Annotated in this window: 16 protein-coding genes and 1 tRNA gene; 8 read left to right on the top strand and 9 right to left on the bottom strand. The window is 66.4% G+C overall.

Annotated elements, in window-relative coordinates; translation table 11 throughout:
- Positions 1-27: 27 nt before the first annotated feature.
- Positions 28-777 (bottom strand): hypothetical protein, encoded by a 750-nt coding sequence (locus BJG92_RS07720; RefSeq protein WP_232083439.1) that lies wholly within the window; start codon positions 775-777, stop codon positions 28-30.
- Positions 774-1,517 carry a hypothetical protein gene (locus BJG92_RS07715; RefSeq protein ID WP_232083438.1) on the bottom strand — a complete coding sequence of 248 codons (744 nt, stop codon included), beginning with the start codon at positions 1,515-1,517 and terminating at the stop codon, positions 774-776. Before BJG92_RS07715 ends, BJG92_RS07720 begins: the two co-directional genes overlap by 4 nt.
- Positions 1,518-1,788: 271 nt before the next feature.
- Here BJG92_RS07715 and BJG92_RS07710 point away from each other — a divergent pair, with 271 nt between their 5' ends.
- Both BJG92_RS07710 and BJG92_RS07705 read left to right on the top strand, forming a co-directional pair.
- Complete coding sequence (locus BJG92_RS07710) at positions 1,789-3,462, top strand: ABC-F family ATP-binding cassette domain-containing protein (RefSeq protein WP_232083437.1); 1,674 nt, start codon at positions 1,789-1,791, stop codon at positions 3,460-3,462.
- A complete protein-coding gene (locus BJG92_RS07705) occupies positions 3,459-5,372 on the top strand; it encodes an ABC transporter ATP-binding protein (RefSeq protein WP_232083436.1) in 1,914 nt (637 codons plus the stop codon). Before BJG92_RS07710 ends, BJG92_RS07705 begins: the two co-directional genes overlap by 4 nt.
- Before the next feature lie 13 nt (positions 5,373-5,385).
- Here the strand turns inward: BJG92_RS07705 and BJG92_RS07700 are convergent, their stop codons facing one another.
- The 4 genes from BJG92_RS07700 to BJG92_RS07685 form a co-directional block, all read right to left on the bottom strand.
- Positions 5,386-6,477, bottom strand: a complete 1,092-nt coding sequence (locus BJG92_RS07700) for a TRAP transporter substrate-binding protein (RefSeq protein WP_232083435.1) — start codon at positions 6,475-6,477, stop codon at positions 5,386-5,388.
- A 151-nt stretch (positions 6,478-6,628) separates the two neighbouring features.
- A complete protein-coding gene (locus tag BJG92_RS07695) occupies positions 6,629-7,027 on the bottom strand; it encodes an NUDIX domain-containing protein (RefSeq protein WP_232083434.1) in 399 nt (132 codons plus the stop codon).
- On the bottom strand, positions 7,024-7,545 hold the full coding sequence (locus BJG92_RS07690) for a DUF6314 family protein (protein WP_232083433.1): 522 nt from the start codon (positions 7,543-7,545) through the stop codon (positions 7,024-7,026). Before BJG92_RS07690 ends, BJG92_RS07695 begins: the two co-directional genes overlap by 4 nt.
- A gap of 1 nt (position 7,546) precedes the next feature.
- Positions 7,547-7,619, bottom strand: a tRNA-Arg gene (locus BJG92_RS07685).
- Positions 7,620-7,705: 86 nt separating this feature from the next.
- Here BJG92_RS07685 and BJG92_RS07680 point away from each other — a divergent pair.
- Positions 7,706-8,476, top strand: a complete 771-nt coding sequence (locus BJG92_RS07680; protein WP_232083432.1) for a DUF998 domain-containing protein — start codon at positions 7,706-7,708, stop codon at positions 8,474-8,476.
- 78 nt (positions 8,477-8,554) lie between these two features.
- Here the strand turns inward: BJG92_RS07680 and BJG92_RS07675 are convergent, their stop codons facing one another.
- Positions 8,555-10,129 carry a chitinase gene (locus BJG92_RS07675; RefSeq protein ID WP_232083431.1) on the bottom strand — a complete coding sequence of 525 codons (1,575 nt, stop codon included), beginning with the start codon at positions 10,127-10,129 and terminating at the stop codon, positions 8,555-8,557.
- Positions 10,130-10,331: 202 nt separating this feature from the next.
- Between BJG92_RS07675 and BJG92_RS07670 the strand changes: the two genes are divergently transcribed.
- Genes BJG92_RS07670 through BJG92_RS07660 form a run of 3 tightly spaced genes read left to right on the top strand, consistent with a single transcriptional unit; the run spans position 10,332 to position 14,711 of the window.
- Entirely contained in the window at positions 10,332-12,677 is a 2,346-nt protein-coding gene (locus BJG92_RS07670; RefSeq protein WP_232083430.1) for a glycosyltransferase family 2 protein, read from the top strand.
- Entirely contained in the window at positions 12,674-13,201 is a 528-nt protein-coding gene (locus tag BJG92_RS07665; RefSeq protein ID WP_232083429.1) for a hypothetical protein, read from the top strand. Before BJG92_RS07670 ends, BJG92_RS07665 begins: the two co-directional genes overlap by 4 nt.
- Positions 13,191-14,711, top strand: a complete 1,521-nt coding sequence (locus BJG92_RS07660; RefSeq protein WP_232083428.1) for an EAL domain-containing protein — start codon at positions 13,191-13,193, stop codon at positions 14,709-14,711. Before BJG92_RS07665 ends, BJG92_RS07660 begins: the two co-directional genes overlap by 11 nt.
- Before the next feature lie 109 nt (positions 14,712-14,820).
- Here the strand turns inward: BJG92_RS07660 and BJG92_RS07655 are convergent, their stop codons facing one another.
- Complete coding sequence (locus BJG92_RS07655) at positions 14,821-15,045, bottom strand: hypothetical protein (RefSeq protein WP_232083427.1); 225 nt, start codon at positions 15,043-15,045, stop codon at positions 14,821-14,823.
- Between the two features lie 211 nt (positions 15,046-15,256).
- On the opposite strand from BJG92_RS07655, the gene BJG92_RS07650 reads away from it, so the two are divergent.
- Entirely contained in the window at positions 15,257-16,279 is a 1,023-nt protein-coding gene (locus BJG92_RS07650; RefSeq protein WP_232083426.1) for a hypothetical protein, read from the top strand.
- Positions 16,280-16,483: 204 nt separating this feature from the next.
- On the opposite strand, the gene BJG92_RS07645 is transcribed toward BJG92_RS07650, so the two are convergent.
- Positions 16,484-17,137: a hypothetical protein gene (locus BJG92_RS07645; protein ID WP_232083425.1), complete on the bottom strand. Its 654-nt coding sequence runs from the start codon at positions 17,135-17,137 to the stop codon at positions 16,484-16,486.
- A 98-nt stretch (positions 17,138-17,235) separates the two neighbouring features.
- Between BJG92_RS07645 and BJG92_RS07640 the strand changes: the two genes are divergently transcribed.
- Positions 17,236-18,093 carry an inositol monophosphatase family protein gene (locus tag BJG92_RS07640; protein ID WP_232083424.1) on the top strand — a complete coding sequence of 286 codons (858 nt, stop codon included), beginning with the start codon at positions 17,236-17,238 and terminating at the stop codon, positions 18,091-18,093.
- Positions 18,094-18,412 lie beyond the last annotated feature (319 nt).

The raw sequence follows: 18,412 nt of genomic DNA, 5'->3' as shown, positions 1-18,412 counted from the left end.
AGCGCAGGAAGCCTGGCGACGCGGGGATCACCGGGGAAGTGCAGCCAAGCCAAGGGCTCGATGACGGCGAAGCGCACGACTAGCCATGAGGCTGGAGACCCAGACAAAGGCTAGTCCCGAGGTGAGGCACAGTACCGCTGTGTAGTTGATGATTGACTCAACATATCCAAGGTCCGAGGGGATCAGTGGGAAGAGGGTGGCGACGGCCATGGATGCGAAGGCGACAGTCAGCAGCGCGGCTCCGGTGCGGATTGCCTTGGGCAGCCTCTGGCCGATGGCCCTGTATGTGGCGGGCAGGATGCACACCGCCACATACGATGGATATAACCTGCCTACCGCCGCATAGGATTCGATAAGAGCGGCATTCTCGGGACTTCGTGCCGGGAGGGTGGTCAGCCCCGTGACTGTCCCGGCGGTATCGGCCAGGAGGAAGAGCGCAACGGTCGCGATGCAGATGAGGGAGAGGACTCCAATGCCCACCGGCCCAGCGATGCGGCGGATACTCGTCCCAGAGTCGAAGGCCTTGGCAATCCGGTAGCCGGAAAGCAGGACCGCGCCGTAGATCAGGAAGCGAAGCAGCAGATTCGTGTAGTTTTCGGAACCGAGCCAGGAATCGATGACCGTGTAGACCGCATCGATGCTCAGTAGGATGGCCACGGTCGCGAGCACGAAGATGCCGAAGATTGACCTGTTCTCGCCCCGGACGGCGCTGGGGATGCGGGCAACTGCGGCAAGGGCGCAGACCGCAAAAGTGGTCCACTGCAGCATCGCGATCATCCGAGGTTCTCCCAAATCTTTTGTGTTTGTGCTTGTTCCTGCTCCTGGCGGCGCAGGGTCTTGCCCAGCGACAACAGGCGCTCGCCGGCCAAGGCCGTCAGTTCGCCGTCGGAGACTGCGTCGAGGGCGGCTTGCTTAGCCCCCGGCGGCCAGCCGGCCTCGTCTTCGGTGATCAAGCCGGTCGCGACGAGTCCGCCTGTGAATCCTATGCCCGCCGCGCGGGCTGTCGCGACGGCCAGCTCCGGAGACATCCTGTTGGCGGTCAATTGTGCCGAGTAGTTTTGCGGTGCGATCCCGGTGGCGGCAGAAACCCGGTGCCGCAATTCGCCGTCGTCGATCGAGTCGACCCAGTTCCTGACGGAGGTGGCGTGCGGCGCGGCGCTGAGCGCAGGGGTCCTTGAGCTGCCGTCGTCGCCATAGCCGCCGTAAGCCGGGGAAGACCGGGAAATAACCGCGCGCAGCAGATCCATGGTGGCAATCTGGCTGACCAGCTCGGCAGGAGTCGGCAGCGGCGGGCTGCTAAGGTCCGCGAAGCTGTCGAAGGATGCGAGGGCCGCCAGGGGACTCAGGTGCAGGGCGCGGCTGATGCTCACGAGGGTTGTTTCCGCCACCTTCCCGCGCACCAGCTGCTGGGCCAGGGTGGTGCGTTTGATGCCGGAGATCCTGCAGATGTCCGCCGTGCTCGCTGTCGGCGCGACACTGTGAAGCCAGAGTTGAAACGCCTTGGCTGGTAGTGGCATCTACGGCTTCCTGCAGACTCGGTTGGACGGGCGGCAAAGGCAGTGCGGCTGAACTGTGGAGCTGTGGGCGGGGATTTTGCGTGAGATCCTGATTGAACTATGCTAGTTGGTCGAACCCGCTGGTCCGTACACCCCCCAAGTCCGGACCAGCGGGTTCTTCTTATGCCCGGCGGATCTTTCGGCCTCCGCCGGTACCCTGGCGGGCGTGCGGGCCGCCGCGGGGGATGCCGTGCGGGCCGCCCGCTTTGGGCCGCGGTGAGAGGATGGACTAATGACTGCAACCCTTGTTGCCAAGGACCTTTCCGGTGGTCACGACCACCGCACACTTTTCGCCAAACTCTCCCTGACGGTTGCCCCTGGCGACGTCGTCGGCGTCGTGGGTGCCAACGGCGCGGGAAAAACCACGCTGCTCCGCCTCCTTGCCGGCGTCGATGAGCCGCAGGAGGGCAGCGTCAGCCTTGCCCCGGCAGACGCCTTCGTCGGCTGGTTGCCGCAGGAACACGAACGGATCTCCGGTGAAACAGTAGGCGGCTACATCGGCCGCCGGACCGGCTGTGCGCAGGCCACAGCGGACATGGAGTCCTCCGCCGAAGCATTGGGCGCCGGGGCCCCCGGCTCGGACGACGCCTACTCCCTGGCCTTCGACCGCTGGATGGCCTCCGGTGCCGCCGACCTCGAGGACCGGATCCCGGCAGTCCTGGCCGATCTGGGCCTCACGGTAGGACCGGATGCCGAGATGACTGGGCTCTCCGGCGGCCAGGCGGCCCGCGTGGCGCTCGCGGCACTGCTGCTGAGCCGCTTCGACGTCGTGCTCCTGGACGAGCCCACGAACGACCTGGACCTGGACGGGCTGGCCAAGCTTGAGGCCTTTGTCCGGGGCCTGCGCGGCGGCGTCGTGCTGGTCTCCCACGACCGGGAGTTCCTGGCCCGCTGCGTGAGCACCGTCGTCGAGCTGGACCTCGCCCAGAACGCCGTGGCGGTCTACGACGGCGGCTATGAGGCGTATCTGGAAGAACGCGCAGTGGCCCGCCGGCATGCCCGGGAACGGTACGAGGAGTTCGCCAACACCAAGGCCGATCTCGTTTCCCGTGCCCGTACCCAGCGCGAATGGAGCTCCCAGGGCGTCCGGAACGCCATGAAGAAGAACCCGGACAATGACAAGATCCGGCGCGCGGCCAGCACCGAGTCCTCCGAGAAGCAGGGCCAGAAAGTCCGGCAGATGGAATCCCGGATTGCCCGGCTCGAGGAAGTGGACGAGCCGCGCAAGGAATGGCAGCTCCAGTTCAGCATTGGCCAGGCGCCGCGCTCGAGCGCCGTGGTGGCCACGCTCCGCGACGCCATGGTCCGGCAGGGTGACTTCACCCTCGGCCCGGTGAACCTGCAGCTGAACGCCGGCGAGCGGATCGGCATCACCGGCCCCAACGGCGCCGGCAAATCCACGCTGCTCCGGCTCCTGTTGGGCGTGCAGCGGCCTGACTCCGGCAGCGCGTCCATGGGGGCCTCCGTGGCCATCGGCGAGATCGATCAGGCCCGCGGGCTGCTGGCCGGCGGGCTGTTGCTCGGGGACGCCGTCGAGGCCGTGCTGACCGATCAAACCCCCGCGGAGGTCCGCACCCTGCTCGCGAAGTTCGGCCTCAAGGCGGACCACACGTCCCGCCCGGTGGATTCGCTGTCCCCCGGGGAGCGGACCCGGGCCGCCCTGGCCCTCCTGCAGGCCCGCGGCGTGAACCTGCTGGTCCTCGACGAACCCACCAACCACCTGGACCTGCCCGCCATCGAACAGCTCGAGGAAGCCCTCGAAAGCTACGAGGGGGCGCTGCTGCTTGTCACGCACGACCGCCGGCTGCTGGAGAACGTGCGCCTGGATGTGCGCTGGAATGTGGACAGCGGCGTCGTCACCGAATTACTGGGTCAGATCGCCTCGAAAGGCAACAACAACACATGAGCATGGACCGGGTAGCCTGGAGCTCCCTCTACAACATCACGCGCGCCTCGAGCGGCTCCAAGCCGTTCTCCAAGGAGACGCTCAAGCGCGTGTTCAGCTTCGCCCGGCCGCACCGTGGCCGGCTGATCGCCTTCGTGCTGCTCTCGATCGTGATGGCTGTACTGGCCGTGGCCACCCCGGTCCTCGCCGGCCAGGTGGTGGATGCGATCATCGCCGGAACGGGCGCGGACGTCGTGATCCGCCTCGCCGTGCTGATCGCCGTTGTTGCCGTGGCCGAGGCCGGGATCGGCCTGGTGACACGCTGGCTGTCCTCCACCATCGGTGAGGGCGTGATTGTGGACCTGCGGACCAAGGTGTTCGACCACGTGCAGAAGATGCCGATTGCCTTCTTCACCAGAACCCGCACCGGGGCGCTCGTCAGCCGGCTGAACAACGACGTGATCGGGGCGCAGTCGGCCTTCGCCGGCACGCTGTCCGGCGTGGTCAGCAACGTCGTGGCCCTGGCCCTCACCCTCGTGGTCATGCTGAACACGTCGTGGCTGGTGACGGTGCTCGCCATGATCCTGCTGCCGATCTTCCTGATTCCGGCCCGCCGGATGGGCTCCAAGCTGGCCGACCTGCGCCGCGAAGCCGCCGAGCACAACGCCGCCATGGGCACCCAGATGACGGAGCGCTTCTCCGCCCCCGGCGCCACGCTGGTGAAGCTCTTCGGCCGTCCCGATGAGGAATCCCGCGAGTTCGCGGTCCGTGCGGGACGGGTCCGGGACATCGGCGTCCGCACCGCGATGCTGCAGTTCACCTTCGTGACGGCCCTGACTCTTGTCTCCGCGCTGGCCCTGGCCCTGGTTTACGGCCTGGGCGGTGTCCTGGCCCTGCAGGGGCAGCTGGCGGCGGGCGACGTCGTGGTGCTGGCGCTGCTGCTCACACGGCTCTACGCGCCGCTCACGGCGCTCTCCAGCGCCCGCGTGGAAATCATGAGCGCCCTCGTCAGCTTCGAGCGGGTCTTCGAAATCCTGGACCTCAAGCCGCTCATCCAGCAGAAGCCCGATGCGGTCTCCTCGCCGCCCGGTCCGCTGTCCGTGGAGTTCGACGACGTCCGCTTCGCCTACCCCTCGGCGGACAAGGTCTCGCTGGCCTCGCTGGAGGATGTGTCCACGCTGGATACCCGCGGCGGCGAAGAGGTGCTGCACGGCATCAGTTTCCGGGTGGAACCGGGCCAGACGGTGGCCCTCGTGGGTTCCTCGGGCGCCGGCAAGTCCACCATCGCGCAGCTGCTTTCCCGGCTGTACGACGTCGATTCGGGCGCCGTCCGCTTCGGCGGCACGGGTCCAGGCACGGGCGTGGACGTCCGGGACCTCACGTTCGACTCGATGCGGGAAACCCTGGGCATGGTGACGCAGGACGGTCACCTGTTCCACGAAAGCATCGCCTCGAACTTGCGCCTGGCGCGGCCGGACGCCACCGAGGAGCAGATGTGGGACGTGCTGCGCCGCGCCCGGCTCGAATACATGATCCGGTCCCTGCCGGACGGGTTGGACACCGTCGTGGGGGAGCGCGGCTACCGGCTCTCCGGCGGCGAACGCCAGCGCCTGACCATTGCCCGCCTCCTGATCGCCCATCCGCGCGTCGTCATCCTGGACGAGGCAACAGCCGCCCTGGACTCCACCAGCGAAGCGGCGGTTCAGGAGGCGCTCGGTGCCGCGCTGGAGGGCCGCACCGCGGTCGTGATCGCCCACCGGCTCTCCACCATCCGCGCCGCCGACGTCATCCTGGTGGTGGAGGAGGGCTCGATCGTGGAGCGCGGTACCCACACCGAGCTGCTCGCCGCCGACGGCCGTTACGCGGAGCTGTACCGGACCCAGTTTGCCGAGGCCAGCGCCGTCGCCGAGGAAGCAGTCCCCGAGTACTGAGCGGAGGGCGCGGTCATTGGTGTTCGAGGTCGCAGGCGCCGGGCGGCGCCTGGGCCGGGGCGGCCGCCGCGATGGTCCGGAGTTTGGCGATCAGCGCCCGCGTGGGGGGATCCTTTTCGAGTTCTGCATAGACGGGGGCCGCGGCGTCCCTGAATCCTGCGAGCTGCGCCTCCGAAGCCAGTACGACCGTTCCGCCACCCTGGCAGAACTGCTTCGCGTCATTGGCTGTGGAGGGCAGCAGGGCCACAGACCACTCCCTGGTGATCTCGGCGGCCTCCCGGAGGATCCGTTGCTGGTTGGCGCTGAGGGCTGCCAGGACGGCCGCGTTGATCACCAGGGTGTTGATCTTGGGGAACAGGACCAGGTTGCCCGTGACCGTCGACGGCTTGGGCAGCGTTGGCTCGTAGGCGAACGAGGATTCGGCCGCCCGCAGCGCCCCCCGGGCCACGAGGTCGGTCATCTGTTGGGACGAAAGGTCGTCGGCGGTGGCGCCGAGTGTGGAGAACAAGGCATAGCTCGTGGCGGAGCGCGGCGACCGGACGGTTGCGCCCTTGAGGTCCGCGGGGACCAGAACCGGAGCGCCGAACGAAAAAAGGAAGCGGGGACCCTCCGGGAAGAGCGCCAGTCCGGACAGCCCGATAGCATCGAGTCCGGCCAGCATTTCCGTTGCTATTGCCGGGGCTGCCACCGCTTTCATGGCTGCCTCTGAAGTCACGAGGAACGGCGCGTTCAGTGCCCGCAGCGACGTCACCCCTTCGGTGTCCCACGCGCGGGCGGGGATAAGGCCCATCTCGAGGTCACCGGACACCACCTTCCGGGCCACGGCCTGGTCCCAGTCGCGGGGGACATCTCCGGCCGCCTTGTAGACCGGCTCGACCAGCAGCCTTCCCGACGAGGCGGCGTTCACCTGCCGGGCGTATTCCTCGATTTGACGCCGCGTCGGGACGTCGCCGTCGTCATTCGTTCCGATCCGCAAGGTGACGGTTTGCGGCGTGGGCGCCGGCGTCGGCGGTCGCGGCTCATCAAAGGTGCACGAGGCAACCGTCACGGCAACGGAAACGGCAATGGCACCGACCATTGCCGCCAGTTTCGACTGCTTCTTCATGGCCTGCGCCTCCCCGTCGGGACGGGACCATCGAACGTTCCGGAAGCGGCCACCCGGCCCGGGCATGGTGCCGATTGCCCCGCGTGGCCCCGCCCATACGCGAACCGTACTCCTCGGCGCATTCCCAGACAACGGGTTGGGGAGCCGGCTGCTACTTTGCGGAGAGGGCCGGCAGGACGTGATCGGTGAGCAGCGGGGCCAGATCATCCGGGAGGTCCGCGGCGAGGTCCAGCCAGCGGATTTCGGCAATTTCTGCACGGGGGCGGGCACTCCAGGTCCCCGGGGCGGTGAAGACGGTGGCCTGGATCTGCGTCGCGGCCTCATTGGCGGCGTCCGCACACCAGACGCCCAGCAGCTCCAGCTCCTCGGGCGCCAGGACGATCCCGACTTCCTCCGCCAGCTCCCGCGCGGCGGCCTGGGCAGGACTCTCGCCCGCCTCGGGCTTACCGCCGGGATGCATGAACTTGTCCGTGCCCTTCTTGCGCACGGTGAGAAGCCGCCCGGCCGCATCGAAGACGCAGACGGCCGAGACCACAATCAGCGGATTCACCCGCGGGACCCGGGGTGCCGGCGGCGCAGGACGGAATCCAACACTTGGTCCTTGGCAGGTCCCGTCACGTCCCAGCGGTAGCGGAATTCGTCGGCGCCGGTTCGTGCGTAGCTCACGCGGTAGGTGTCCGGGTCGCACCAATGCTGGGCGAGGCAGTCCTGCGCGCCAAAGCCCATGCGGTGGAAGGGGCGGCCGTCAGGGAAGAACATGTCCATCGTTTCCGGAGATTCGGTGCCCCGCAGCAGGTAGTCGCGGGTGGCTGGACCGGTGAAGGGCTTGCCGGTGAAGGAGGTCCAGGAGATGGTGCCTTCTTCGTGGAGGCGGAGACCGCCGTCGTGCGGTCCGTCGGTACCGTGCTGCACATCCCCGCCACCGAGCGGGGTGAAGCTGACGACGCCGGTGAAGGTACCGCGGGTTCCGTTGGCCCGGTCCAGCAGGGTGCGTTCCACGGTCCAGATGCCCAGCAGGTAGCCACGAAGGTCAAGATCCGGAGCAGTTTCCGGCGCTGGTGCGTTCAAGTGCCCTCGATTGGAATCGAACCAACGACACCGGCTTTAGGAGAGCCGTGCTCTATCCACTGAGCTACGAGGGCGCGCATCCGCGGTGGCCGGCCGCGGGCCGGCCCGTTTGGACACGGATATAAGCATACAAGGTGAGGGCACGTACTACGCTCTTGTCATGACCGCACCAGCCGCCGCGCCTGCCCAGGACATCATCTACCTCCCCGACGTCGCGTCCACCCGGTTCTATCTGGGCGCGCTCGCCAAGCTCAGCGTGCTGCAGTACTTTGTCGCCGAGGCCGCTGTGATCGGGGCCTGGGCGGGGGCCGCGCCGTACAGCCGCCGGACCGGATACATCAGCGATCTTGGCGCCACGGGCTGCGGGGATTTCGAGGGCCGGGACGTCTGTTCCCCCGCCCACCTGCTGATGAACGCCTCGTTCGTGGTTCAGGGCCTCGGGATGATCGTCGGAGCGCTGCTGCTTAGTGCTGCCCTGCTCTGTACGGCCGCGCGGCCGGGCGTTCGGTTCGTCCCGGGGCACGCCAGCCGGGCGCCCTGGCGGGCGGCGCTCGCGGCACGGGTCTTCGCCGGCGTGGCAGGCGTGGGGACCGTGGTGGTGGGGTTTGTGCCCGAGGACGCCGGCTCCGCGTGGCATGGTGTCGGGGCCGTCATGTATTTCGCCGCCGGGGCGCTGGCCCTACTGCTGCTGGGCTGGCTGTGGCTCCGGCAGACTCCCTTGGGCTGGTTCATCCTGGCGTGCGGACTGGTGTCGCTGGCCGCCCTGATCACGGGCGGCGTGACAGGGATGAGGGTGCCGGAACCCGGCACCCTGGAGCGCCTCATGGGGTACCCCATCACCGTCGGCATGGCCGCAGTGGGCCTCGTCGTCGCGCAGCGCGTCCGGCTTGCGCTGGCCGCGCGGAAGATTGCCAGGGCGCAGCGCAGCTGACGGCCGTGGAGAAAAGGGTTTCTCCACGGCCACAAAACCTGTCGGCTGCGGCCCTGACGGGCGCTGGTTGGACGGGCCTTACTTGGGCGTAGCCGTCGGGGACGCGGACGCCGTCGCGATGATCTTGAGCAGCTCCTCGTCCCGCAGCTTGGACCAGGGCGAGTCCGGCGAGCCCTGGAGCGCCGCTTCCGGGCTGTCTGTCTGGGTCCACCACTTGGCTTCGAAGACGCGGCCCTCGAACAGCACGCGGTCACCCTTGCGGTAGACGGTTGCCGGCTGCCACTGCGGCGCGGTACCGGCTGGTGCGGTGAGCTGGGTGGTCGGCCTGTCGCCGGGCAGTACGGGGCCGATGATGCGCCATGGCGTTGCCGCGCCCTGGAGTACCGGATCATCCGGGGTGTCAGCGCGGGTCCACCACTTGGCCTCGTAAACGTTGGAGTGCCAGACGATCCGCTCGCCGGCCGTGTACGCGGCGGCTTCGCTCCATACCGGGAACGGGCTGGTGGACGGATCGTCCGTAACGGCCGGAGCCGAGGTCGGCTGCGCAGACGCGGCCGGATCGGCGGACGGGGCGCTGACGCCGGCGCCGAGAATCGTCGCGAAGCTCGGTGACCCCTGCTCCACGCCGCTGCAGCCGTCAGAGACCTGCTTGACGTCGGGGTAGTTCGGGCTGCAGGTGCGGTCGCGGTTGAGGGACCACATGGACAACCGGCCCACTCCCTTGGTGCTCGCATAGCTGCTGAGCTCCTGCGCGTCCTGGAGGGTGAAAATTTCGCCCGCGATGTCGTTCTGGCCGATCATCGGGGTCAGGCCAACCTTGCGCCATACCGTCCCGCTGCCCAGCTCGCTGCCCGCCGCCTTGTACAAGGTGGTGAGCTGCCCGTGGGTGGCCTCGGCTGCCGAGACGGCGTTCTCATACATCGAGCGGCCCGGCAGCTTGCTTCCGCCGTAGTCCATGGTCATGACGTTGACTCCCGCGAGATCGGTGCCGGCCGCGATCATCCGGCGTACCGCCTCGGTGCCCGCCGTCGTCATCCCGTTCGGGTCGGCCGGAAGCGTCAGCCAGACGCTCAGGTCCTTGCCGTCGCGGCGGCGGTCCAGCTGCAGCGCCGCGATCGCCGCCGAGCGCCTGTCCAGGGAAGCGACGTCCCCGAGTGCTTCACCCTCAATGTCGAGATCGATGCTGCTGACGTTGTAGCGGTCGACGACGGCGCGGTAGGCAGCCTCGAGCCGGACCGGGTCCGTGCAGCTGGTGGCCAATTCGCTGTTGATCAGTCCGCCGAAGGAGACCGACACGGCCCCGCCCAGCTGCTGGAGCCGGGCCACCCGCCGGTCCAGGTCAAGAGCCGAGCCGGCACCGTCCAGGGAGTACGCGGCGCCCCAGCTCGGCGCGCAGCCGTCTTTGCCGTCCGCCACAATGAAGGACAGCAGGACATTCTGGGCTTCCTTGGAGACCGGTGCCTCGAAGGCGTACCGCGGAGTCGCCGTGACATCTACGTAGCCGGAGAAAATGGACGGGATGGCCCCGGCCGCCCGGACGTCTTGGAAATTGCCCCAGGCACCCACTGCGCCGATTGTGGCGGCGATCGCGATGCTCGTGAGTACGCCCAGCCGGGCCAGCGATAACTTGCGGCCTGGGAATCTTTCGGACACAGGGCCCCCTTATGTCATTAGTGAACTGCCGGTCATGCGCCGGCCATCGGGATCAGTTCGAGTAATTTCCGGGGTGTCTGTTGTCCGGAAACGGCCTGTCCTTGCATTATCATAAGGGCACTCACCGGAACATTCCGGTGCATCGTGCGCGATTTGACATAAGCGCACGCCGAAAAGCCGACTTTGCCGTCTATGGGGACTAATGTCTGATCAGCTTGTCTTGCCGCGCCTTGATGCAGAAATCGTCACAGCCGATCAAAAAGGTGCCGCACGGCGCCGTCAATGGGGGGCTGAGCGGCGGTCCGAGCCGCTGTCGATCGTCCATCCGCGTCCTTCGCGGCGCAAGATCATCCTTGGCCGGCTGGGTATTCTCACGACGGTACTTGCCTGGATCAGCTACGTTGTTTCGACAATCCTGAAGGAACTGGCGGATAACCCGAATGCGGGTTTTCGGTTTCAATTCGAGACGGTTTCCTATCTCGTCGTCGTAACATTCCTGACATTTTCGGCACTCATGTACCTCATGGCTAGGCAAGGGGCGCTTTATCGATTCCGGGACCACCAGCGGGTTCCCCGCGGAGAACTGGATCGCCACTTCGCCGACTACGCCGACGGCATCACCGTCCTGGTGCCCTCCTATGCCGAGGAACCGCAGGTTGTGCGTGCCACGTTGTGGTCGGCTGCCCTGCAGGAATTCCCTGATCTCAAAGTCGTTCTCCTGCTGGATGATCCGCCGTACCCTGCGGACCCCGCAACCCTCGCCCGGCTGGACAAAACCCGGGCCCTGACGGCGGAGATCGCCGCGGCCATGGACGCACCGGCGAAACGCTGCAATGCCGCTGTGGCGGAATTCCGGCGCCGTGCCACGGCCGGTGTCCGCAGTGACGCCGCCGAACTGGGCCTCCTCATTGAAGAGTACGAGGCCGCAGCCGGCTGGCTGGAGGCGATGGCGGCCGCCGAGCAGGTCGAGGACCACGTGGATGAGTTCTTCGTGGACCTGGTGCTCATGGGACTGGCCCGCGAGCTGCGACTGGTGCTCGTGGGACTGAATGCGGCGTCCGTGCAGCAGGCGTGCCCGCCGCGGTCCCGCCTGGAGGAGCTGTACCTGCGGCTAACCTGGATCTTCAACGTGTCCACGGAGACCTTCGAGCGCAAGAAGTACGCGAGCCTCTCGCACGAGGCCAACAAAGCGATGAACCTCAACGCCTACATCTCCCTCATGGGGCATTCCTGGAAAGAGGAAACCACAGCCGACGGTGTGGTCCTGCGGAAGCTGCCGCCCGGCGTCGAACTTGAAGGCCGTGGCCCGGTCCTGGAAGCTCCGGACACCACTTATCTGCTGACGCTTGACGCCGACTCGCTGCTGCTGCGCGACTACTGCCTGCGTTTGGTGTACTTCCTGGAATCGGCCGGCAACGAGCGCGTCGCCGTGACCCAGACGCCGTACTCCTCTTTCCGCGGCGCACCGACGCGGATCGAACGCATCGCCGGGGCCACGACGGACATTCAGCACATCCTGCACCAGGGCATGACGTACTACGGTGCCACGTTCTGGGTCGGCGCCAACGCGGTCATCCGGAAACGTTCGCTGGAGGACATTGTCGAGGTCGAGAGCAGCGGCGGCTTCGAGATCCGGACCTACATCCAGGACCGCACGGTCATCGAGGACACCGAATCCAGCATCGACCTCGGCCAGCACGGCTGGACCCTGGTCAACTACCCGGAACGGCTCAGCTACAGCGCCACCCCGCCGGACTTCGGCTCCCTCGTGGTCCAACGAAGGCGCTGGGCCAACGGCGGACTGCTGATCTTGCCCAAGCTGTGGACCCAGCTCCGCCAGCACCGCTCCGAACGCCGGGCCATCCTGTTCCGCGAGGTGCTGCTGCGGGTGAACTACATGGCATCCATCGCCTGGGCGAGCTTCGGCCTGATCTTCCTTTTGGCCTACCCGTACGACAGCCGGCTGCTGAGCCCGATCGTTTTCCTCGCCGCGCTGCCCTACTTCCTGGCCATGGGAAGCGACCTTCGCGACTGCGGGCACCGCTTCAGCGACATCCTTCGGATCTACGGCTTCAACCTTGTCCTGCTTCCCGTGAACCTGGCCGGTGTACTCAAGTCACTGCAGCAGGCCGTCACCGGCGACAAGATCCCGTTTGCCCGCACTCCGAAGGTCAAGAACCGCACGTCCGCGCCGGCGCTGTACGTGCTGACGCCCTACGCCATCGTGGCGTTCTCCCTGCTGACTGTCTGGCGCGACGCCCAGTTGGGAAACTGGGGCAACGTGGCCTTCGCCTCACTGAACGCGATCCTCGCCGCCGGCGCGATCCGCGCGTACATCGGAGTCTTCAACTCCGCAGTGGATGCGTTCCTTGGCATGGTCAACTGGCTCTACGTCAGCCCGCGGCCCGCGAAAGTCAAGGAGAGCCCCGTGATCCCCAAGACAGCGGAGGAAATCGACTGGGAAACAATCCTCTATCATGGCGACCGCCGGCTGAACCGTGATCTCCGCGGCTCTGCCGACCGCCGCCGTCGGATTGCCGTCCGATGACGACTGAGGCCCTGGCCTGGCCCGACGGGCGAACCCCCGACGGACCTGGGGCCGGCGTCGTGCCCGGGGCCGGCGTTGTGCCCGGGGCCGGCGTTGTGCCGTCCGTGGCGGTGACCGCTGCCGTTGTGACAGCTGCCGTTGTGGCTGCGGCCGTTCCGGCGGCACTGCCGGTCGGTGTCCGGATGCTCGACGGCGGGATCATCGAAGTGACGCTGCCGGCCAACGTGGAGATCCAGGGTCCTGAGGCGCGGATCGCCGGTGCAGCGGTCCGGGCACTGGCCGGCGGGCGCCGGATGCCTGCACTGCTCGTCATCACCGGCGTTGTCGGCGTCAGCGCCGAAGCCCGGCATGTCTTTGCCACCTCGATCGCGGCCTCCGCGTTTGCCCTGGTGGGTGAAAGTCCGGTGGACAGGGTCTTCGCCCACTACCTCCTGCGGTCCAGATCCGAGACTATTCCGGCCGAATTCTTCACCTCCGCGGCGGACGCCGTCGAGTGGTTAGGACGTTACGCAAGTGACCACTGATCCTCCGGACCCCAGGCTTCACGCGCTCGTCGAGGGCATCGTCCGTATCGCAGGCGGCGACCTGACCACCAGGATTCCCCCCTCCGGCAAGAGGGACGACGTCGCCGCCGTCATCGCCGGCATCAACCTGATGGCAGACGATCTGCAGACCATCTACCAGGAGCTCGAGGAACGCGTCGAGAGCCGCACGGCCATGCTGCGCGAGGCCCAGGTGGAGCTCGAGCGGATGGCGCTGACAGATCCGCTGACTCAGCTTGCCAACCGGACCGCGCTCAATTCGGTGCTTAGTCACGCCCTCGCGGAGACGGCCCGGGGTGAAATGCCCCCGGCCCTGCTGATCCTCGACCTCGATTCCTTTAAGGGCATCAACGACACCCTGGGCCACAGCGCAGGCGACGACGTCCTCCGGCTGATCGCCCGAAGGCTGCAGGACGCCGTCCGTGAAACAGATACCGTCGCGCGCCTCGGCGGCGACGAATTCGCGATCATGCTGCCCAAGTCCAATCTCGTCCGGGCCCGGCGGGTGGCCAACAGGATACTCAAGGCGCTCGGCGAGAGCCTGGAAATCGGGGATCTGAGGATTACGTGCGGCACCAGCATCGGCCTGCGCGTCGCGGAAGCTGGCCAGTCCGCCGACGAACTGGTGATGGAGGCGGACACGGCAATGTATGCCGCCAAGGCACAGCCGCACAGCAGTATCAAGGTGTTCGAACCCGCACTGCTGTATGCCCGGCGGTTGCAGAGTGCCATGGTGACGGAAATGCGTGAAGCCATCCGCCAGGACCAGCTCACCCTGCACTACCAGCCGGTGGTTGAGCTCGCGACCGGCATCATTGAAGGCGTCGAAGCGCTGGTGCGGTGGAACCACCCGGAGCGCGGACTCCTGATGCCGGACTCGTTCATTCCGCTTGCCGAGGAAACCGGCATGATTTTGGACCTGGGCCACTGGGTGCTGCGCAACGCGGTGCGCCAACTTCGCGACTGGCAGCTGAGGCTGAACGTGGACAGCAGCTTCAACGTCCGGGTCAACGTCTCAACAACTGAACTGCAGAACCTGGACCTGATCGAACATGTCCGCGACATCCTGCGGGAGACCGGCGTGGACGCGGCAAACCTCATTGTCGAGCTGACTGAGTCCATGGCCGTCAACGGAGGGGACGTGGACCAATACTCCCTGAGCGGGCTGCGCCGACTGGGTGTACAGCTTGAAATTGACGACTTCGGCACCGGCTACTCGTCCATCAGCTATCTGCGGAAACTGCCGGTCAACGTGGTCAAAATCGACAAGAGCCTGATTGACGGGCTGGGCACAGATGTGGAGCAGAGCAACTTTGTCGAGGCCGTGCTGCACCTCATCCACGCGTGCGGGCTCAAGGCTGTTGCCGAAGGTATCGAGACGGCGGAGCAGGCGGCCGAACTGACCCGGCTTGGCTGCGCGAGCGGCCAGGGCTACTACTTCAGCCGGCCCGTGCAGGCCAGCGAGATCGAGCGGCTTATCAGCGTCCGCTGAGTGCGGGGCCGCGCTTCGGTCTTCGGGACGCAAGAGGAACCCGGGAAAGCCAGAGCGGTGGGTATCGGATTCTTTTCCGATACCCACCACTCCAGTTGTCGCGGCGACTTTAGACGCTTGGCTTGGCGTCCGGCCACCAGCCCGGGGCTGCGCTGGGCTTGAGATCCGGCCACCAGCCCGGGGCTGCGCTGGGCTTGAGATCCGGCCACCAGCCCGGAGCTGAGACCGAAGTCTGCTCTGAATTGTCGCCGGTTGCCGAGATCGCGGCCGTTGCGGAGACACCCGCAGCAGCCAGCGCACCGGCGGCAAGGAGGATCGCGATGGACTTCTTCATGGAGTGCTCCTGATACGTAAGTGACTGTTGTTACTTGAGTGGTGCGAGTTCAGTATAGGGACAATCGACACGCCGTGATGTAACAATTTGCGGGGCGGCGAAAATCTACATGTTATGGCAGGATTCCTGCGAAGCCCCTGCGCAAATACTGCGCGGGGCATTTTTGAATGTCTTGTACGTTTCCGGTCCCGCCGCAACGGATAATTAGCACATGCAACAAAATTCCGTTTCGCCACAGTATGTCGCAGCAGAGCTACTCGCGCGGGAACAGTGGACCAATCACGACTTCGGCCATGCTGCCGGAAGCGCGCGCAGTGCGGCGGAAATAGCCGTGGCCGAAGGCGACCCCGACTCTTGGTGGAATATGACCTTCTTCCAAGCCGAATGTTTGCTCGCCGCCGGCGAGTTCGAGCAGTGTGCTTTTGTTGCATCTCTACTACTCAGCGCGCCACCCGTCGGCGGCGGTCAGCTCCACGCACGCGTCAGAATTATGTTGTCCAAGGCGTGGCAGGGGGCCGGCCTTCTTGAAAGGGCGGCCGACGAAGCCAGGGAAGCCGCAGAGCTGGTCGCCGATGAAGTCGATATTGAGATCAATGTGACTGCCCGGCTTGCTTTGGTCGCGGCCTTGGGCGAAAGCGGCAAAGTGGACGACGCTTGGGCGGAAAGTCTCATCCTCGCCGACGTGATATCAGCAGAAGTGGACGATCAGCTCTTGGGTAAGGCCTACTGGGCGATAGGCAATTCAGCATTCCTTAGTGGCAGAGTAGCCGACGGGCTCCAATACCATGAGCTGGCCGCGACTACCTTTTCGCCAGCAAGAAATCTTCATGTCTGGGCCAAATTCAACAACGCCTCGGCTGCCATGCGGCTGGCGGCTGAAGTTGCCGATGCGGCGACGCTTCGCTGCATCGAACGAGCAGAGCTTGCGACAGATGTCATCGGCGGAAGCGAAGAAAGCATGCTGTTGCAGAAGTTGAACCGCGGTCATTGGAATTATCTGGCAGGCGACTGGACGGCTGCGGTTGAGATCCTGGAAGAAGTCTGCTGCGACACTGACGGGCTGCCGCCCCAGACATTGGGGGAAGCATGCCTCCTTCTAGGTCGGGCGCAAAAAGCCATTGGTGACTCGGCAGCGGCGGAGCAGCACTTGCTCGCGGCAGCTGGTCACTTCGACAGGGCTGGCGCCCAGCAGCGGGGAGCCCTAGCCCTCGAATACCTTGCAAACGAGCTCTGAGCCCAGCTGGCGGAGCGTTTCGACGGTACCCCGGATCACCCCTCCTGGGGGCATGCCCTCCGGTCGCCGTGCCCGTTGGGCATAGTGGCACTATGTCCTTTGGTTGCTGCAAGGACTCGGCGTGTCCCCCGGTGTGAACCACTGAGCATGCCCTCCAGGCCCCGCCGCGGATGCACATAGTGGGATTATGTCCCTCGGTCGTAACTAGGACTGGACATGTCCCGCGGCGGGCGAGGCCGGGCGTGCAGGCTTCCGGCCCAGGAACACCGCGGCGCCGCCAATCAGCAGGCTGACGACCAGAAGCACCCAGCCTGCCACGGTGAGCGCCGACGCCAAGGCCACCTGGCCGGCGTCGACGGCGTCCGCCGAGAGCATCGTGTCGATGGCCGAGTTGCTCCACAGCCGCACGGCGGCAAACAGGACGGGGACAGCCCACAGGGCCCAGCGTAGGCTCTTCCGGGCGACATTCGTTCCAATCAACAGCAGCCAGGTGAAGCCGAAAATCAGCGGGAACAGCGTGCCGGCGGTCTTGTGGACATAGTTGAGCTGCCCGCGGGCGTCCGCGTCCATGGCAGAGCGCAGCTGGTCCACGAACCCTTGGTCGAAGCCCCCGAACTGCGAATCGGGCATGGGCAAGCCGCCGGAGAGCTGGGTGAGCTGGTTCAGGGTGAGCAGGTGGAGGTACCAGAACAGGAAGAGGCTGGCGACGACGCCGGCAATCAGGATCAGGTTGCTGTTGCTCTGCGCCTTCTGCGGGGACCGGCTCGTGCTCGGATTGATCACCGACGGCAGCCGGTGCTGGGGGACGGCCGCGTTGGCGCCGTGCTTCTTGATCCGCTGTGCTGGTGTCTTGGCCATGGCTCCATTATCGCCCGTTCTCCATTGTCTCCAGGCCCGATTCCGGCCGCTCACGGTTGTCTGTGCGCGGACCCATGGCCACCGATAGGCTGGAGCGCGTGACCGAACTAGGAAAGCACCGGCTCGGCCGGCACAGCACTGCTGAACTCAACCCCGACCTGGATGACTACCAGCTCGCCGAGGCCCTCGTGCGGGAGGCCGGAACCCTGGCGCTGCTCATGCGCCAGGCCGGGCTGGAAGGCCGGCAAAAGACGTCGGTTTCGGATGTCGTCACTGCAGCGGACCATGCGGCCGAGGCCTATGTGCTCGAACAACTCCAGCGCTGCCGGCCCCACGACGGCATCCTCGGCGAAGAGGGTGCCTCCGTGACAGGCACCAGCGGCAGGACCTGGGTTATTGATCCGGTCGACGGCACCTACAACTTCCTGCACGGCTCCACTTACTGGTGCTCCGCGATTGCCCTGAAGGACTCATCCGGAGTGCTGCTCGGCGGGATCTTCCAGCCTGAGGAGGACAAGCTCTGGCTTGGCGGAACGGACAGGCCGTCAACACTCAACGGCGTACGGCTGAGCACCTTCGGCCCGGGTGAGGTTCAGGGCGCCAGCCGGTCCGACACACCCTTGTCAGAACTCGGTGCCGCCACCTACATCCATCCCACCTGGCTCGCCGACCCGCTGTGCGCGATGCCGTGGCACGCCGCCGCGACCTCGGCAGCGTCGTTGCGCATGTTCGGCTCGGGCTCCTGCGACCTCGGCCGGGTGGCCGACGGCGACCTGGACTGCTGGTTCCAGCACAGCTGCCCGGAATGGGACTGGCTGCCGGGCAAGGCCATCGTCCTCGCGGCCGGCGGCGCGGCCGACGTCGTGCGGGTCAACGGGTTCGAGTGGTTCCTCGCCGGAGGCACGACGGCGGTCCGGCAGCTCCGCGACGCGCTTGAGTCCGGCTCCGTCGCTTAGCTGCAGGCGGTGAGCGCCCAGCACCGCGGGACATGCTCGTTTCCCGGGCTCACGACTGGACATGCTCAGTGGCCGCTTGGAGCTCCGCGGGACATGCTCTGTGGTGGCGGCGGTGCGTGGGCATGTGGGCACTATGTCCAGTGGCCGCGGGCAGGGGAGGGCATGTGCCGGACGGGCGGACGGAGGTGTCAGCGGCACCGCCTAGACTTGTTAACACCATGGATATGTTGTTTGACCCTTACACCGACGGACCCTTCCGAGCTGCCTCCGCAACGGCGGCCGCCACCAAGTCGCCCGCCGGAACGGGCATAACTGCCCT

It is taken from the genome of Arthrobacter sp. SO5 (assembly GCF_020532805.1).
Lineage (GTDB): Bacteria > Actinomycetota > Actinomycetes > Actinomycetales > Micrococcaceae > Arthrobacter.
The sequence above is the reverse complement of the archived record's forward strand: the minus strand, read 5'-3'. Positions and strand labels throughout refer to the sequence as shown.

Excerpts from the sequence above, each read along its gene's own strand:
- BJG92_RS07680 (WP_232083432.1), top strand. The coding sequence starts at position 7,706 with ATGACCGCACCAGCCGCCGCGCCTGCCCAGGACATCATCTACCTCCCC.
- BJG92_RS07700 (WP_232083435.1), bottom strand. The coding sequence starts at position 6,477 with ATGAAGAAGCAGTCGAAACTGGCGGCAATGGTCGGTGCCATTGCCGTT.
- BJG92_RS07665 (WP_232083429.1), top strand. The coding sequence starts at position 12,674 with ATGACGACTGAGGCCCTGGCCTGGCCCGACGGGCGAACCCCCGACGGA.
- BJG92_RS07715 (WP_232083438.1), bottom strand. The coding sequence starts at position 1,517 with ATGCCACTACCAGCCAAGGCGTTTCAACTCTGGCTTCACAGTGTCGCG.
- BJG92_RS07710 (WP_232083437.1), top strand. The coding sequence starts at position 1,789 with ATGACTGCAACCCTTGTTGCCAAGGACCTTTCCGGTGGTCACGACCAC.
- BJG92_RS07655 (WP_232083427.1), bottom strand. The coding sequence starts at position 15,045 with ATGAAGAAGTCCATCGCGATCCTCCTTGCCGCCGGTGCGCTGGCTGCT.
- BJG92_RS07645 (WP_232083425.1), bottom strand. The coding sequence starts at position 17,137 with ATGGCCAAGACACCAGCACAGCGGATCAAGAAGCACGGCGCCAACGCG.
- BJG92_RS07650 (WP_232083426.1), top strand. The coding sequence starts at position 15,257 with ATGCAACAAAATTCCGTTTCGCCACAGTATGTCGCAGCAGAGCTACTC.
- BJG92_RS07670 (WP_232083430.1), top strand. The coding sequence starts at position 10,332 with ATGTCTGATCAGCTTGTCTTGCCGCGCCTTGATGCAGAAATCGTCACA.
- BJG92_RS07720 (WP_232083439.1), bottom strand. The coding sequence starts at position 777 with ATGATCGCGATGCTGCAGTGGACCACTTTTGCGGTCTGCGCCCTTGCC.
- BJG92_RS07705 (WP_232083436.1), top strand. The coding sequence starts at position 3,459 with ATGAGCATGGACCGGGTAGCCTGGAGCTCCCTCTACAACATCACGCGC.